The organism is Nocardioides dokdonensis FR1436 (assembly GCF_001653335.1).
Classification (GTDB): Bacteria; Actinomycetota; Actinomycetes; order Propionibacteriales; family Nocardioidaceae; genus Nocardioides; species Nocardioides dokdonensis.
Map to the genome: position 1 here is coordinate 545,078 of NZ_CP015079.1, position 14,136 is coordinate 559,213.

General features: G+C 73.2%; 13 protein-coding genes. 7 read left to right on the forward strand and 6 right to left on the reverse strand.

The window, feature by feature from the left end:
* The first annotated feature begins 18 nt into the window (after nucleotides 1-18).
* Both I601_RS02635 and I601_RS02640 read left to right on the forward strand, forming a co-directional pair.
* Complete coding sequence (locus I601_RS02635; RefSeq protein ID WP_068106082.1) at nucleotides 19-1,350, forward strand: MFS transporter; 1,332 nt, start codon at nucleotides 19-21, stop codon at nucleotides 1,348-1,350.
* On the forward strand, nucleotides 1,347-2,810 hold the full coding sequence (locus I601_RS02640) for a pyridoxal phosphate-dependent decarboxylase family protein (protein WP_068106085.1): 1,464 nt from the start codon (nucleotides 1,347-1,349) through the stop codon (nucleotides 2,808-2,810). Before I601_RS02635 ends, I601_RS02640 begins: the two co-directional genes overlap by 4 nt.
* Here the strand turns inward: I601_RS02640 and I601_RS02645 are convergent.
* The 3 genes from I601_RS02645 to I601_RS02655 are packed head-to-tail and all read right to left on the reverse strand — an operon-like array spanning nucleotide 2,791 to nucleotide 5,104.
* Nucleotides 2,791-3,759 carry a carbohydrate kinase family protein gene (locus tag I601_RS02645; protein WP_237089534.1) on the reverse strand — a complete coding sequence of 323 codons (969 nt, stop codon included), beginning with the start codon at nucleotides 3,757-3,759 and terminating at the stop codon, nucleotides 2,791-2,793. The genes I601_RS02640 and I601_RS02645 overlap by 20 nt on opposite strands.
* Nucleotides 3,756-4,409: a class II aldolase/adducin family protein gene (locus I601_RS02650; RefSeq protein WP_068106088.1), complete on the reverse strand. Its 654-nt coding sequence runs from the start codon at nucleotides 4,407-4,409 to the stop codon at nucleotides 3,756-3,758. The genes I601_RS02645 and I601_RS02650 overlap by 4 nt, the downstream gene beginning before the upstream one ends.
* Nucleotides 4,406-5,104, reverse strand: a complete 699-nt coding sequence (locus I601_RS02655) for a TetR/AcrR family transcriptional regulator (RefSeq protein WP_068106091.1) — start codon at nucleotides 5,102-5,104, stop codon at nucleotides 4,406-4,408. Before I601_RS02655 ends, I601_RS02650 begins: the two co-directional genes overlap by 4 nt.
* Before the next feature lie 84 nt (nucleotides 5,105-5,188).
* Between I601_RS02655 and I601_RS02660 the strand changes: the two genes are divergently transcribed.
* Both I601_RS02660 and I601_RS02665 read left to right on the forward strand, forming a co-directional pair.
* On the forward strand, nucleotides 5,189-6,703 hold the full coding sequence (locus I601_RS02660; RefSeq protein ID WP_084527055.1) for a flavin monoamine oxidase family protein: 1,515 nt from the start codon (nucleotides 5,189-5,191) through the stop codon (nucleotides 6,701-6,703).
* The gene (locus I601_RS02665; RefSeq protein WP_068106094.1) at nucleotides 6,700-7,761 is read left to right on the forward strand and encodes an SMP-30/gluconolactonase/LRE family protein; all 1,062 of its coding nucleotides are present in this window, start codon (nucleotides 6,700-6,702) and stop codon (nucleotides 7,759-7,761) included. The genes I601_RS02660 and I601_RS02665 overlap by 4 nt, the downstream gene beginning before the upstream one ends.
* Here I601_RS02665 and I601_RS02670 read toward each other — a convergent pair.
* Nucleotides 7,758-8,333 carry a dihydrofolate reductase family protein gene (locus I601_RS02670; RefSeq protein WP_068106099.1) on the reverse strand — a complete coding sequence of 192 codons (576 nt, stop codon included), beginning with the start codon at nucleotides 8,331-8,333 and terminating at the stop codon, nucleotides 7,758-7,760. The genes I601_RS02665 and I601_RS02670 overlap by 4 nt on opposite strands.
* Before the next feature lie 64 nt (nucleotides 8,334-8,397).
* Between I601_RS02670 and I601_RS02675 the strand changes: the two genes are divergently transcribed.
* A complete protein-coding gene (locus I601_RS02675; RefSeq protein WP_068106102.1) occupies nucleotides 8,398-9,090 on the forward strand; it encodes a uracil-DNA glycosylase in 693 nt (230 codons plus the stop codon).
* A gap of 28 nt (nucleotides 9,091-9,118) precedes the next feature.
* A complete protein-coding gene (locus I601_RS02680) occupies nucleotides 9,119-9,898 on the forward strand; it encodes a dioxygenase family protein (protein WP_068106104.1) in 780 nt (259 codons plus the stop codon).
* Nucleotides 9,899-9,928: 30 nt separating this feature from the next.
* On the opposite strand, the gene I601_RS02685 is transcribed toward I601_RS02680, so the two are convergent.
* Together I601_RS02685 and I601_RS02690 are read right to left on the reverse strand one after the other, a co-directional pair.
* On the reverse strand, nucleotides 9,929-11,491 hold the full coding sequence (locus I601_RS02685; protein WP_068106107.1) for a succinic semialdehyde dehydrogenase: 1,563 nt from the start codon (nucleotides 11,489-11,491) through the stop codon (nucleotides 9,929-9,931).
* A 22-nt stretch (nucleotides 11,492-11,513) separates the two neighbouring features.
* Nucleotides 11,514-13,133: a GMC family oxidoreductase gene (locus I601_RS02690; protein ID WP_068106110.1), complete on the reverse strand. Its 1,620-nt coding sequence runs from the start codon at nucleotides 13,131-13,133 to the stop codon at nucleotides 11,514-11,516.
* 133 nt (nucleotides 13,134-13,266) lie between these two features.
* Here I601_RS02690 and pdxY point away from each other — a divergent pair, with 133 nt between their 5' ends.
* Nucleotides 13,267-14,118 carry a pyridoxal kinase PdxY gene (gene pdxY / locus I601_RS02695; protein ID WP_068106112.1) on the forward strand — a complete coding sequence of 284 codons (852 nt, stop codon included), beginning with the start codon at nucleotides 13,267-13,269 and terminating at the stop codon, nucleotides 14,116-14,118.
* Nucleotides 14,119-14,136: the final 18 nt, after the last annotated feature.

The window sequence follows — 14,136 nt, forward strand, 5'->3', positions numbered from 1 at the left end:
GCCGCTAGCCTGCCCGGCATGTCGACGACCACCCGCTCCGAGCGGCTGCCCACGCGGGTCCGGATCGGGTACGGCGCCGGGTCGGTCGCGACCGGCGCCTTCGGCACGGTGCCCGGGCTGATGCTGCTGCCCTACCTGACCGACGAGCTCGGGGTCGCCGCCCTGGTCGCCGGCGTGGTGGTCTTCGCCCCGAAGGCGTGGGACGTCTTCCTGAACCCGGTGGCCGGACGCATCAGCGACCGCACCCGCGACCCCCGCGGCCCGCGCCGTCCGTGGCTGCTGCGGGCCGGCCTCGCACTGGCGGTGACCTTCGCACTGGTCTTCGCCGGCCCCGACGTCGACTCGCGGACCCTGGAGACCGCGTGGGTGCTGGTGTGCTTCCTGGCCGCGGCGACGGCGTACGCGTTCTTCCAGGTGCCCTACGTCGCGATGCCCGCGGAGCTGACGTCGTCGTACGACGAGCGCACCCGGCTGATGACCTGGCGGGTGGCGATCCTGGCCCTGACGATCATGGTCGCCGGCGCGAGCGCCCCGCTGATCCGCGACGCGGTCGGCGGGCGCGACGGCTACCGGGTGATGGGCGTGGTGATGGCCGTGATCATCGCGACCGGTGCGCTGGCGGCCTACCGCGGCACCCGGGGCGCGCCGGTGACGGTGCTGGAGCCCAGCCCCGGCAGCCTGCGCGACCAGCTGGCCGTGGTCGCCGCCGCCCGTGACTTCCGGCTGCTGCTGACCACGTTCGTGCTGCAGGCCCTGGCCACCGGCTGCATGCTCGCCGGTGTGGACTACCTCGCCGGCGAGGTGCTGGGCCGCGACGGGGCCGCCACGATCCTCTTCGTCTGCTTCGTGGGTCCGGCGCTGGTGCTGACCCCGGCCTGGTCGTGGCTCGGCGCCCGGATCGGCAAGAAGCGCGGCTACCTCTGCTCCTCGCTGGTGCTCGCGGCCGGCGCGCTGCTGGCGGCCACCGCCCGCACCGCCCCGCCGTCGATGGTCTTCGCCGCGGTCGCACTGGTCGGCGTCGGGTACGCCGGCTGCCAGGTCTTCCCGTTGGCGATGCTGCCCGACGCCGCAGCGGTCGACGCGAAGCGCACGGGCAGCAACCGCGCCGGCGTGTACACGGGCGTGTGGACCGCCGGCGAGACGCTCGGGATGGCCCTGGGCCCGGCGCTCTTCGCGGTGATGCTGACCTTCGGCGGCTACGTCTCCAGCGAGGGCGGCGGCGTCGTCCAGCCCGACTCGGCGCTGAGCGCCATCACCTGGGGCTTCTCGGTGCTGCCGGCCGCCCTGACCCTGATCAGCCTGGCCTGGCTGGTCCGCTACTCCATCGAGGCGAAGGACGTGGACGCATGACCGCCCCCCGCACCCCCGGCAGCGCGAGCACTCCCGACGAGGTCCGGGAACGCCTGGCGACCCTGCAGGCCGGGGACCTGCCGGTGCACACCGGCCGCACGTTGGCCTACGTGTACGACTCCGGGCTCGAGGAGGTCGACCGGGTCGCACGCGAGGCGGTGGCGGCGTTCGCCGGCTCCAACGGTCTCGACCCCACGGCGTTCCCCAGCCTGCTGCAGATGGAGAACGACCTGGTCGCGGCGGGGTTGCGGCTGCTCGACGCCCCGACGGGCGCGGTCGGCACCGTGACGTCCGGCGGCACCGAGTCCTGCCTCCTGGCGGTGCAGACCGCGCGCGACTCCCGCCCCGACGTCGTCGGGCCGCGGATGGTGCTGGCCAGCACCGCCCACCCGGCCTTCCACAAGGCCGCCCACTACTTCGGCGTCGAGATCGTCTCCGTGCCGGTCGGGCCCGACCACCGCGCCGACCCCGAGGCGATGGCCGCGGCCATCGACGACCGCACGGTCCTCGTCGTGGCCAGCGCCCCGTCCTACGCGCACGGTGTCGTCGACCCGGTGCCGGCGATCGCCGCGGCCGCCGCGGCGCGCGGGGTGCGCTGCCACGTGGACGCGTGCATCGGCGGCTGGGTGCTCGGGTACGCCGCCCGGCTGGGACGCGAGGTCGCGCCGTGGTCGTTCGCGGTGGAGGGAGTCACCTCGGTCTCGGTGGACCTGCACAAGTACGGCTACGCCCCCAAGGGCACCTCGTTGCTGCTGCACCGCACCAGCGCCCACCGTCGCCCGCAGCTGTTCTCCTCAGCGCGGTGGCCCGGTTACACGATGCTCAACTCCACGATGCAGTCCACCAAGTCCGGCGGTCCGCTGGCCGGGGCGTGGAGCGTCCTGCAGCTGCTCGGCGACGCGGGCTACGAGCAGCTCACCGCCCAGACCTTCGAGGCCACCGACCGGGTCGTGGCGGCGGTCGAGGGCCTGTCCGGCCTGTCGGTCGTGGCTCCGCCCGACGCGACGCTGCTGGTGCTGGGCACCGACGACGACCTCGACCCGTTCACGGTCTGCGACGAGATGGCCGCCCGCGGCTGGCACGTGCAGCCGCAGCTGTCCTACGAGGGCGAGCCCGCCACCATCCACCTGTCGTTCTCGGCCGCCACGCTCGGGCACGTCGACGAGCTCGTCGCCGCGCTGGTCGCCTCGGTCGCGGCCGCGCGTGTCTTCGGGCCGGTGCGGGTGGACCCGGAGGTGGCAGCCGTGATCGCCGCGCTCGACCCGGCCGACCTGGGTGACGACGACTTCGACGGCCTGCTGGCCGCGGCGGGGCTGGCGGGCGTGGACGAGGACACCGGCGCCCTGGCGCTGCCGGAGCGGATGGCCGAGGTCAACGCGATGCTCGACCTGGCCACCCCGGCGATGCGCGAGGCGCTGATGATCGCCTTTCTCGACCGGCTCAGCCGGCCGTCGTGGTGAGGGTCCGGGCCGTGTCGAGGAAGGCCAGCACCGAGCCGAGGTCGTAGGAGCCGGCGTCGGTGCCCAGGCCGCCGGCGACCTGCGCCGCGGTGGCGCACCCCAGGGCCGCGGCCCCGGCGAGGTCGCGGCCCAGCGAGAGCCCGCGCAGGAAGCCGGCCGAGAACGCGTCCCCGCAGCCGGTCGTGTCCACCACGTCGACCTCGTACGCCGGCACCTCGAGGACGTCGTCCGCGGTGACGACGAGCGCGCCCCGGGCGCCGCGGGTCAGCACCACGCAGCCGGCGCCGGCCTCGACCAGTCGGCGCGCCCCCACAGCCGGGTCGTCCTCGCCGGTGAGGCCGAGGACCTGCTCGTCGTTGGGCAGCACGTGGTCGGCGTGCGGCAGGGCGTCGGCGATCCAGGCCAGCAGGTCGGGGTCGCCGGGGGCGAGCACGTCGATCGACGTGGTCAGCCCGAGGCCCCGGGCGTGGGCGAGCAGCTCCCCGGCGGCCGGGCCGCCGAGGAACTCCGGACCCCCGAGGTGCAGGTGGGTCAGGCCCTCGAGCCGGGCCCGGTCGAGGTCGTCGAGGGTGAAGGCGCCGTTGGCGCCGATGCAGTGCCAGGCGGGCCGGTCGCCGTTGGGACGCACCGGGATCACCGACGCGGAGGTCTGGTGGTCGTCCTTACGGACCAGGGCACTGGTGTCGACGCCCTCGCGGGCCAGCAGTGCCAGCAGCGTGTCGGCGGCGGCGTCGTCGCCGACCGCGCCGAAGGAGGACACCTCGGCGCCCAGGCGAGACAGCACCAGGCCGGTGCCGCCGGCGGTCCCGGCCGCGGACATCCGGATCGTGTCGACCAACGCACCGTCGGAGCCCTCGGGCACCGACTCGACGCCGATCACGTGGGTGTCGAGCACGTGCACGCCGACGACGGCGACCTTCATCTGCTGGTCCAGTGCCTGCTGCTTCACTCTGCGCCTCCGGTGCTGGTGGACGGATCGGTCCGGCCGTAGCCGCGGGTGAGAGCGGCGACGACCACGTCGTGCTGCTGGGTCGCGGTGAGCAGCCGCGGGGCACCCAGCACGGCGACGCGGTGGTGCAGCGCGGCCAGCCACTCCAGCAGGAGCGCCCGCTCGACCGCCTCGTCGAGGGTGGCGCCCACCGCGACGGAGCCGTGGTTGGCCATCAGGGCGGCGCTCCGCCCGGCCAGGGCCGCACGCACGTGCGCGGCCAGCTCGGGGGTGCCGAACGTGGCGTAGGGCGCGACCCGCACGGCGCCTCCGAGGAGCATCTGCTGGTAGTGCAGGACCGGCAGCTCGTCGAGCACGCAGGCCACCGCGGTCGAGTACGGCGCGTGCGTGTGCACCACCGCGGTCGCACCGGTGTCGGCCTGCACGCCCAGGTGCAGGTCGACCTCCGAGGTGGGCCGACCCCGGCCCGAGCCGAGCAGCACCACGTCGTCCGCGCCGCAGGTCGACAGGTCCACCCCGGAGGCGGTGACCAGGACCGCGGCGCCGACGCGCAGGCTCACGTTGCCCGCGCTGCCCACCACGAGGCCCTCGTCGGCCAGGCGCCGCGCCGCCGCCGCGACGGCGGCGTACGACTCGGGGGCGGGGGTCACCGGCGTACTCCCTCGAGACCGGCGGGGGTGGCGTAGCGCTCGAGGTAGGCGGTCATCATCGTGATGCCCTCCTCGACCAGTGCGGGGTCGCCGTCCGCGTCGTGCTCGTGGGCCAGCTGGAAGACGCGGTCGCCGACCTCCACGGCGAGCTCGACGACGGCCGGGCTGAGGTCGGGGCGGCAGAGCCCGTGCTCCAGCGCGAAGTCACGCAGCGCCTCGGCCACCCGCGCGTTGTGCACCCTGCCGAAACGGGCGACCGCGGCGTTGCCGCGCCCGCGCAGGTAGATCTCGACGAACGCCGGTCGGCGGCGGTAGACCACCACGAAGGCCTCCATCGCGGTGCGCACCACGTTGGCGACGCTGACCAGCTCCAGCGCCACCAGGTCGTTGGCCACCTGCTCGTCCATCTCGGCCATGTCGCGTCCGGCCAGGGCCAGCAGCACGGCCTCCTTGTCGCCGAAGTACTGGTAGAGCGAGGCCACGGGCACGCCCGCCAGCTGGGCGATCGCGCGGGTGGTCAGCGACTCGACGCCCTGCTCGAGGACCAGGCGCTCGGCGGCGTCCATGATCGCCTCGACGCGCTGCTTGCTGCGCTGCTGGGTGGGCACCCGGCGCACCGCGCCCACCTCGGGGTCGGTGCCGGCCGGCGCGCCCGGACCGGGCGACGTGCCTTCGTGGATCCGTTCCGCTCCCATGGCAGGAAGTGTAGGCTACGTTCCTGAAAGTGACACATGTTCACGTTATTGCATCGCGTACACCCGCCCAGCGTCTGGAGACCCATGTCGCCGCTGCTCCCCGCCGACTCCCCCCTCTCCCGCCGGCTGCTGCTGGGCGGAGGCGGCGCGGCCACCCTGGCGGCCGTCGGCACCGGGCTGCTGCCCACCGCGGCCGACGCCCGACAGCCGGACGGGCGCCAGGGCCGACTGCCCCGCAAGGTCGACGTCGTCGTGGTCGGCGCCGGGCTCTCCGGGCTCGTGGCCGCCGACCAGCTGGCCCGTCGCGGCGTGGACGTGCTGTGCGTGGAGGCGCGCGGGCGCGTGGGCGGCCGGGTGCTGAACCACCACCTCGACGCCGGCGGCACGATCGAGGCCGGCGGCGCCTTCATCGGCCCCACCCAGGACCACATCGCCGCGCTCGCGAAGCGGCTGGGGGTGCGCACCTTCCTCCAGTACAACGAGGGCAGGAGCGTCTACATCTCCTCGATGACCGGTCGCCAGGAGTACTCCGGCACGGTGCCCCCGGACCCCACGATCCTGCCCGACGCGGCGGTGCTGCTGACCCGCATCGACTCGATGGCCGCCGAGATCGACGTCAGCGCCCCCTGGTCGCACCCGGACGCCCGGGCGTGGGACGCGATGTCCCTGGGCGAGTTCATCCGCCGCAACGCCGTCAACGCGCAGGGCATCGGCAACCTCATCAAGTCCTGGACGCAGCCCGGCTTCGGCGCCGACCCCGACGAGCTCTCGCTGCTCTTCGTGCTCTGGTACGTCGCCTCCGGCGGCAACGAGACCACCGCCGGCACCTTCGCCCGCAGCTCCGACACCAGCGGTGGCGCCCAGGAGAGCCGCTTCGTCGGGGGCTCGCAGCTGGTCCCGATCCGCCTCGCCCGACGACTGGGCGACGTGGTGGCGTTGAAGGCGGCGGTGCGCCGCATCGAGCAGCGCGACGGTCGGGTGCTGGTGCACACCCGGCGCGGCACGGTCCGGGCCCGACGCGTGATCGTGGCTGCTCCCCCGCCGCTGGTCCTCGACATGGACTGGGACCCCCAGCTGCCCACCGACCGGCGCCAGCTGCTGCGGCACATGGACATGGGCCAGCTGATGAAGTGCGACGCGATCTACGACAAGCCCTTCTGGCGCGAGGACGGGCTCAACGGCTTCGGCATCAACGACGCCGGTGCCGCCCGCGCCGTGTTCGACAACTCCCCACCCACCGGCGACCCCGGCGTGCTGCTGGCCTTCGTCGGCGGCGGCACCTGGCGCGAGTACGGCCCGATGCGGCGCCGGGACCGGCGCGAGGCGGTGCTGCGCGGCTTCGCCGACATGTTCGGCGACCGGGCCCTGAAGCCGGTCGAGTACACCGAGCAGGACTGGACCCAGGAGCGCTGGACCCGCGGCGGGCCGACCGCGGTGCACGCGCCCGGCACGCTGGTCGACTTCGGCCCCGCCATCCGACGCCCCTTCGGCCGGGTGCACTGGGCCGGCACCGAGACCTCGACGTACTGGTCGGGGTACATGGACGGCGCCGTCCGGGCCGGCGAGCGCGCCGCCCTCGAGGTCAGGGACGTGCTGTGAGGCGGCTGCTGGCACTCCTGCTGGCCCTGGCCCTGGCCGGCTCGCTGGCCCCGGCCGCGAGCGCTGCGCCGGCGCGGGAGAAGTGGGACACCGAGGTCTTCTCCCTCGTGCCCTCCCCGGGCTACCCCGCCTACGTGCACGTCCACACCGACCGCCGGGTGTACGCCGGCACCTACCTGGCGCGCGACCCCCGCCGCTCCTCGATCGCCTCGAAGGTCTTCGAGTGGTCCGCCGACGGTGCCCTGCTGCGGTCGTGGCGGGTCCCGGGCCAGGACCTCGAGGCCGACCACGGCGTCCAGGTCGCCCACCAGACGAGCGACGGCACGCTGGTGCTGCTGGAGATCTCGCGGCCCCGGGTGCTGACCCTCGACCCCCGGACCGGGCGCTTCCGCACCGTGGCCCGCCTGCCCGAGGGCGCGGTCCCGAACTTCGCGACCTGGGGACCGGGCGGCCTCTACGTCAGCGACTACGGCGACGGCGTGATCTGGCGGGTGCGCCCCTCGGGCCGGGTGCAGGAGTGGTTCCGCGCACCCGAGCTGGACGGCGTCGCCGGCTTCGGCACCACCGGGATCCGATACCTGCCGGGTCGCCGAGAGCTGCTGATCGCCCAGCAGACGCTGGTCAGTCGACAGACGGGGGCAACCGGCGCGACGCTGCCCACCAACGGGGCGCTGCTGCGGCTCCCCGTCGACCGGCGCGGTCGCGCCGGTGAGCTCTCGACGGTGTGGACCTCACAGCCCACGGACCTGCCCGACGGCTTCGGGATCGGTCGCTCCGGCCACATCTACCTGGCCCTGGCCGGACTCACGGCCCAGGTCGTCGAGATCACGCCCGACGGCGAGGAGGTGGCTCGCTTCCCGAGCCTGCCGGTGTCCGGGGACAACGGCTCCGCCGTCCCGTTCGACACCGCGAGCTCGGCCACCTTCCTGGGCACCTCGGTGCTGGTCGCCAACCAGTCCGCGATCGCCGGCGACGCCTCGCACCAGGCGATCCTCGACGTCGAGGTCGGCGAGCGCGGCCGGGCGCCGTACCTGCCGCGGCGGGCGCGCTTCCGCTAGCCGCGGTCGCGCACGTACTCGTTCACCACGACCCCGGAACCGAAGGCCTGCGTCCGGTCGAGGCGGAAGTCGCGGGCGGCGTACGGCGCCGTCACCAGCGCCGGTCCGTCGCCGAGCAGCACGGGGTTGACCTTGACCACGAGGCGGTCGATCTCGTCGACCACGGAGCCGGCCAGCGTGCCACCCCCGCACAGCCAGACGCCCACCCCGGGAGCGGCCTTCAGCCGCTGGACCTCGGCCACCGGGTCGGTCGTGAGCCGCACCCCGGCCGGCACGGCGTGGTCGAGGTGGCTCCGCGTGACGACCACCTGGTCGAGGTGCGGGTAGGGGTCGTCGACACCGTGCGGGAACCCGGCCGCATAGGTGTTCCACCCCATCACCACGGCGTCGAACCGCGAGCGCGGCGGGGTCACCCCGAGCGCGGCCTGGGCCGGTCCGGGCAGGGTGTCGGTCCAGTCACGGACGATCATGTCGATGTGGTCGCCGACCATCGGGAAGGCCGAGAAGTCGCCGTCGGGGGCAGCGATCCGCCCGTCCAGCGAGGTGGCGACGTAGTAGGTGAGCTCGCGCATGGGGTCTGTCTACGGGGGCCACCCCGGTGGCCGCCACCCGTTTTCCCCGCGTAGGTTCGCCGGCATGGCAGCACTGGCGGCGCTCGTGGAGCAGGGCCTGATGGCCCCCGACTGGGCCGAGGCGCTGGCGCCGGTCGAGGAGCAGGTCGCGGGGATGGGCGCGTTCCTGCGCGAGGAGGTCGCGGCCGGCCGCGCCTACCTGCCCCGGGGGGACGACGTCTTCCGCGCCTTCCGCCGCCCGCTGGCCGAGGTGAGGGTCCTGGTCGTGGGCCAGGACCCCTACCCCACCGCCGGCCACCCGATCGGGCTGAGCTTCGCCGTCGACCCGCACGTGCGCCCGCTGCCGCGCAGCCTGGTGAACATCTACCGCGAGCTCGGCGACGACCTCGGGATCGAGGTCCCGGCGCACGGCGACCTGAGCGCCTGGACCGGCGCGGGCGTGATGCTCCTCAACAGGGTCCTGACCGTGCGGCCCGGCGCCGCGGCGTCCCACCGGGGACGGGGCTGGGAGCCGATCACCGAGTGCGCCATCCACGCCCTGGTGGAGCGGGGCGGCCCGCTCGCCGCGATCCTGTGGGGCCGGGACGCTCAGTCGCTGAGACCGCTCCTCGGCCCGGTCCCCGCCGTCGAGTCGGCCCACCCGTCCCCCCTGTCGGCGCGGCGGGGCTTCTTCGGCTCCCGGCCCTTCTCCCGGGTCAACGACCTCCTGGTCGACCAGGGCGGCGCCCCCGTGGACTGGAGCCTCCCCAGCGACTGAAGTTCAATCCTCAACTACCATGGTGGGCATGACCTCCGCCCCCGCCATGCCGGCCCTGTACCTCGGCCACGGCGCCCCGCCTCTGCTCGACGACCGACTGTGGTCCGCGCAGCTGGCCTCCTGGGCCCAGGACCTGCCGCGGCCGACGGCGATCCTCATCGTCTCCGCGCACTGGGAGTCGGCGCCGGTCTCGCTCAGCGCCTCGAGCGCGCCCCTGGTCTACGACTTCGGCGGCTTCGACCCGAAGTACTACCGGATGACCTACGAGACGCCCGACGCCACGGCGCTCGCCACCCGGATCACGGCCATGATGCCGGCCGGTGAGCCGGTCCACCAACACCGTTCGCGGGGGCTCGACCACGGCGCCTGGGTGCCGCTGAAGCTGATGTACCCCGGGGCCGACATCCCCGTGCTGCAGATGTCGATGCCCAACCACGACCCCGCGACACTCCTGCGCCTGGGCGAGAGGCTGCGCCCACTGCGAGACGAGGGCGTGCTCATCATCGGCTCGGGCTTCCTCACCCACGGCCTGCCCTACCTGCGCGAGCTCCGCATCGATGCCGACCCCCCGGGCTGGTCGCGCGAGTTCGACGCCTGGGCCGGCGAAGCGCTGGCCCGCGGCGACCTCGACGAGCTCGCCGCCTACCGCGACCGGGCCCCGGGCATGCCTTACGCCCACCCCACCGTCGAGCACTACTCACCGCTGTTCGTCACCCTCGGCGCCGCCGCCGACGCCGCGACCCCCGCCAGACAGGTCATCGACGGGTTCTGGATGGGACTGTCGAAGCGCTCCCTCCAGGTCAGCTGACAGGCACCAGGCAACAGCGCGAGTCCTGGGTCAGCGGATGCCGGTGCGGCGCATCATCTTCAGCCCGGTGAGCATCTGCTTCACGTAGGCGTTGTAGTCCTGGCCCGGCCGGGCGCCGAGGACCTGCTTCTTGAGCACCGCGAGGTTCTGCACGTCGGTGTACTTCAACAGGCCCTGGTCGCCGTGGCGGGCGCCGACGCCGGACTGCTTCACCCCGCCGGACGGGGTGCCTTTCGATGCGTAGGCCGTGGCGAGCGCGTCGTTGACGTTGACGTTGCCGGCCTCGATCCGCGCAGCCACCGCCTGCGCCCGGTCCAGGTCGGCACCCCAGACCGAGGCGTTGAGGCCGTAGTCCGTGTCGTTGGCCAGCGCGACCGCCTCGTCGACGGTGCGGTAGGGGTGCAGCGCGACGACGGGGCCGAAGGTCTCGGTGACCCCGCAGTCCATATCGGTGGTGACGCCCTCGAGCACGGTCGGCTCGAAGAAGGCCGGCCCCAGGTCGGGGCGCGGCCTGCCGCCGGTGAGCACCGTGGCGCCCTTCGCGACCGCGTCCTCCACGTGCGAGAGCACCCGGTGCATCTGGTCCACCGAGACCAGGGAGCCGACCTCGGGCTCGAAGTCGTAGGCGGCGCCGATCCGCAGCGCCTCCGTCGCCCGCACGAACGCCGACCTGAGCTCGTCGTACCGGCTCTCGGGCAGGTAGATCCGCTCGATGTGCATGCAGATCTGTCCGGTGTTGCCGAAGACGCCGAACAGCGTGCTGGCCACCCACTCGTCGACGTCGACGTCGTCGAGCACGATCTGCGGGTTCTTGCCACCGAGCTCGAGACAGGCGCCGATGAGGTTGCGCCCGGCGCGCTCGCCGATGGTGCGACCGGTCGCGGTGCTGCCGGTGAACATGATGTACGACGCGTTGTCGATGAGGGTGGGCCCGACGTCGGGTCCCTCGCCGCAGACGACCTGGAAGAGCCCCTTCGGCAGCCCGGCCTGCTCCAGCAGCGAGACGCCGAAGAGCGGCGACAGCGCGGTCTTGTTGTCGGGCTTGAGCACCACGCCGTTGCCGGCCATCAGCGCGGGGACCGCGTCGGAGATGCCGGTCGCGAACGGGAAGTTCCACGGCGCGATGATCCCGACGACGCCCTTGGGCTGCCGGATCTCGGTGGAGTGCGAGACCAGGGGCACCGGGCCGCCGCGACGCTTCGGGGCCAGGACCTTCGGCGCCCGCTTGAGGTAGTGGCTCATCACCATCGGCGGGTCGCAGGTCTCTTCGATCGCCATCCGCCTGTTCTTGCCGCTCTCGGCCTGGAGCAGGTCGGCGGTGGTCAGGGCGTTGTCGATGAAGAGGTCGTGGGCCCGCTTGAAGACGGCGAGGCGCTGGCGCAGCGGCGTCGCCGCCCAGGCGCGCTGGGCCACCCGCGCGGTCTCGAAGGCACGCTCGATGTCCTCGGGCGTGGACTGGGGCAGGTCGACGAGGTGCTCACCGGTGTAGACCTCGGTGAGCTTCCAGGTGCCACCCGAGGTCGACGGGACCCGTGCCACGAGGCTCTCGAGGAACGCGTCGGACAGGGTGGCAGGGCGGGTCAGGGTGCTCATCGAAGTACCTCCGGGGTCGGCATCAGCCGTTGAGGATCAGGTCGGCGGCCTTCTCGCCGATCATGATCGAGGGGGCGTTGGTGTTGCCGCTGATCACCGTCGGCATGATCGAGGCGTCAGCGACACGCAACCCCTCGATGCCACGGACCTTGAGCTGGGGGTCGACCACGGCTCGCTCGTCGACGCCCATCCGGACCGAGCCGACGGGGTGGTAGACCGTGGTCGCGCGGTTGCGCACCTCCGTGCGCAGCGCCTCCTTGGAGTACGCCGGGCCCGGCTCGATCTCGCCACGCACGCTGCCTGCGATCGTCGGGTGGGCCATCGCCTCGCGGATCATCTCCATGCCCTCGACGAGGACGTCGAGGTCGCGGGAGTCGGAGAGGAAGCCCGGGTCGAGGATCGGGGCGACCGTCGGGTCGGCGCTCGCCAGGCGCACCGTGCCGCGCGAGCGCGGCTGCACCAGGGTCGAGAAGACGGTGAGCGAGGGGCGCGGGTCGGGCTTGAGCCGGACCGGGGCGTCCTGGTTGGGCGCGGGGTAGGCCCACGGCAGCGCGAGCAGCTGCATGTCCGGCGCCGCGCTGTCGGACTGGGAGGTGTGCAGGAACGCGCCCGCCTCGAAGACCGAGTGCGCCATGAAGGTGGACGTCGGACGCACGAGCTCGCGCGCCAGGTTGCGGGCGAAGTAGCTGGGCGCGGCCTTGTGCTTGACGTTGTCCATGGTGAACGTCATCGGCACGAACATGTGGTCGTGGAAGTTGTCGCCGACCGGGAGGTCCGCCACGACGTCGATGCCGTGCTGGCGCAGGTGCTCGGCCGGTCCGACCCCCGACAGCATCAGCAGCTGCGGGGAGCTGTAGGCGCCGGCACACACGATGACCTCACGGGTCGCCCGGATGGTGCGCCTCCCGGACTTCTCGACGACCTCCACGCCGGTGGCCCGACCGTGGTCGATCACCACGCGAGCGACCGTGGCGCCGGTCAGGATGCTGAGGTTCTGCGGCGCCTTGCGCAGGTAGGCCTCGGCCGTGGAGTAGCGCACGCCCTTGGAGGTGTTCTCCTGGATGGTGTGCATGCCCTCCTGCGACGCGCCGTTGTAGTCGGGGTTGACCTCGAGGCCGAGTGCGCTCGCGCCAGCGGTCACGAACTGGCGCGACGCCTCCTGGACGTCGTGGTTCTCGATGACCTGGACCGGGCCCCCCGCGCCGCGGTAGTCGTCGGAGCCGCCCTCCCAGTTCTCCATCTTCTGGTAGACGGGAAGCACGTCCTCGTAGCCCCAGCCCTTGTTCCCCTCGGCCTCCCAGGCGTCGTAGTTCGCCCGGTTGCCCCGCACGAAGATCATCCCGTTGACCGAGCTCGACCCGCCGAGCAGGCGGCCCCGGGTGGCGGGGATCTTGCGGTCGTTCAGGTGCGGCTGCGGTGCGTGGTAGTAGCCCCAGTCGAACTTCGCCTTCAGCTTCGGCTCCGCGTGGACGACCGTGATCATGCCCGGCTTGCGGAACATGATGCTCTTGGCACTGCCACCCGCCTCGACCAGCGCGACGCTGTGGCCGGCCTCCGCGAGACGACCGGCCAGCGCACCCCCGGCGCTTCCGGCTCCGACGACGACGTACTCGGCCTCGTTGACCGGGACGGGCTTGGCCATGGGTCCACCTCTGGTGATAGCAGCAGTCGGGTGGCGTGCCGCACACCCGGCGAAACTGTAACCCGTTCTAGTTCTGGCGGGAAGGTGTTCGCCAGGCTTGGGGCGGACCGACCCCGCCTGCCACCATGGGGAGGTGAAGGTGCTCTCCATCCAGTCCTCGGTCGCCTACGGTCACGTCGGCAACTCCGCCGCCGTCTTCCCGCTGCAGCGCCTGGGCCACGAGGTCTGGCCGGTCCTGACCGTCCACTTCTCCAACCACACCGGGTACGGCGCGTGGCGCGGACCGCTGCTCGACCCGGCGGACATCGCCGAGGTGATCGCCGGCATCGACGACCGCGGCGTGCTCGGTGAGGCCGACGCCGTGCTGTCCGGCTACCAGGGGGACGCGGCCGTGGGCGCGGTCGTCCTCGACACCGTGGCACGCGTCAAGGCGCTCAACCCCGACGCGATCTACTGCTGCGACCCCGTGATGGGCGATGTCGGGCGCGGCATGTTCGTGCGTCCGGGCATCCCCGAGTTCATGCGCGACACGGTGGTCCCGGCCGCCGACGTGATCACCCCGAACCACTTCGAGCTCGACTTCCTGGCCGGCACCACCACCCGGACGCTCGACGAAGTGCTCGCGGCGGTCGACGTGGTGCGTGCGCGCGGCCCCCGTGACGTCCTGGTCACCAGCGTGCTGCACGACGACGTCCCGCCCGACCACCTCGACGTCGTCGCCGTCTCCGACGAGGGCGCCTGGGCGGTGACCACTCCCCTGCTGCCGATCCACCCCAACGGCTGCGGCGACGTCACCGCGGCGCTCTACCTGGCCCACCTGCGCAGCACGGGTTCTCCCGAGGAGGCGCTGGTCCGCACCACCGCGTCGGTCTTCGCCGTGATCGAGGCGACGGTGGCCGCCGGCACCCGCGAGATCCAGCTCGTCGCCGCCCAGGAGGCCATCGCGCATCCCCCTCCGGGCTTCACCGCACGCCGCCTGCGCTGAGCAGGCGACGGGGGCCGT

Coding starts and splice junctions, on each gene's coding strand:
- I601_RS02680 (WP_068106104.1), top strand. CDS start 9,119: ATGACCTCCGCCCCCGCCATGCCGGCCCTGTACCTCGGCCACGGCGCC.
- I601_RS02685 (WP_068106107.1), bottom strand. CDS start 11,491: ATGAGCACCCTGACCCGCCCTGCCACCCTGTCCGACGCGTTCCTCGAG.
- I601_RS02635 (WP_068106082.1), top strand. CDS start 19: ATGTCGACGACCACCCGCTCCGAGCGGCTGCCCACGCGGGTCCGGATC.
- I601_RS02670 (WP_068106099.1), bottom strand. CDS start 8,333: ATGCGCGAGCTCACCTACTACGTCGCCACCTCGCTGGACGGGCGGATC.
- I601_RS02660 (WP_084527055.1), top strand. CDS start 5,189: ATGTCGCCGCTGCTCCCCGCCGACTCCCCCCTCTCCCGCCGGCTGCTG.
- I601_RS02655 (WP_068106091.1), bottom strand. CDS start 5,104: ATGGGAGCGGAACGGATCCACGAAGGCACGTCGCCCGGTCCGGGCGCG.
- I601_RS02675 (WP_068106102.1), top strand. CDS start 8,398: ATGGCAGCACTGGCGGCGCTCGTGGAGCAGGGCCTGATGGCCCCCGAC.
- I601_RS02690 (WP_068106110.1), bottom strand. CDS start 13,133: ATGGCCAAGCCCGTCCCGGTCAACGAGGCCGAGTACGTCGTCGTCGGA.
- I601_RS02640 (WP_068106085.1), top strand. CDS start 1,347: ATGACCGCCCCCCGCACCCCCGGCAGCGCGAGCACTCCCGACGAGGTC.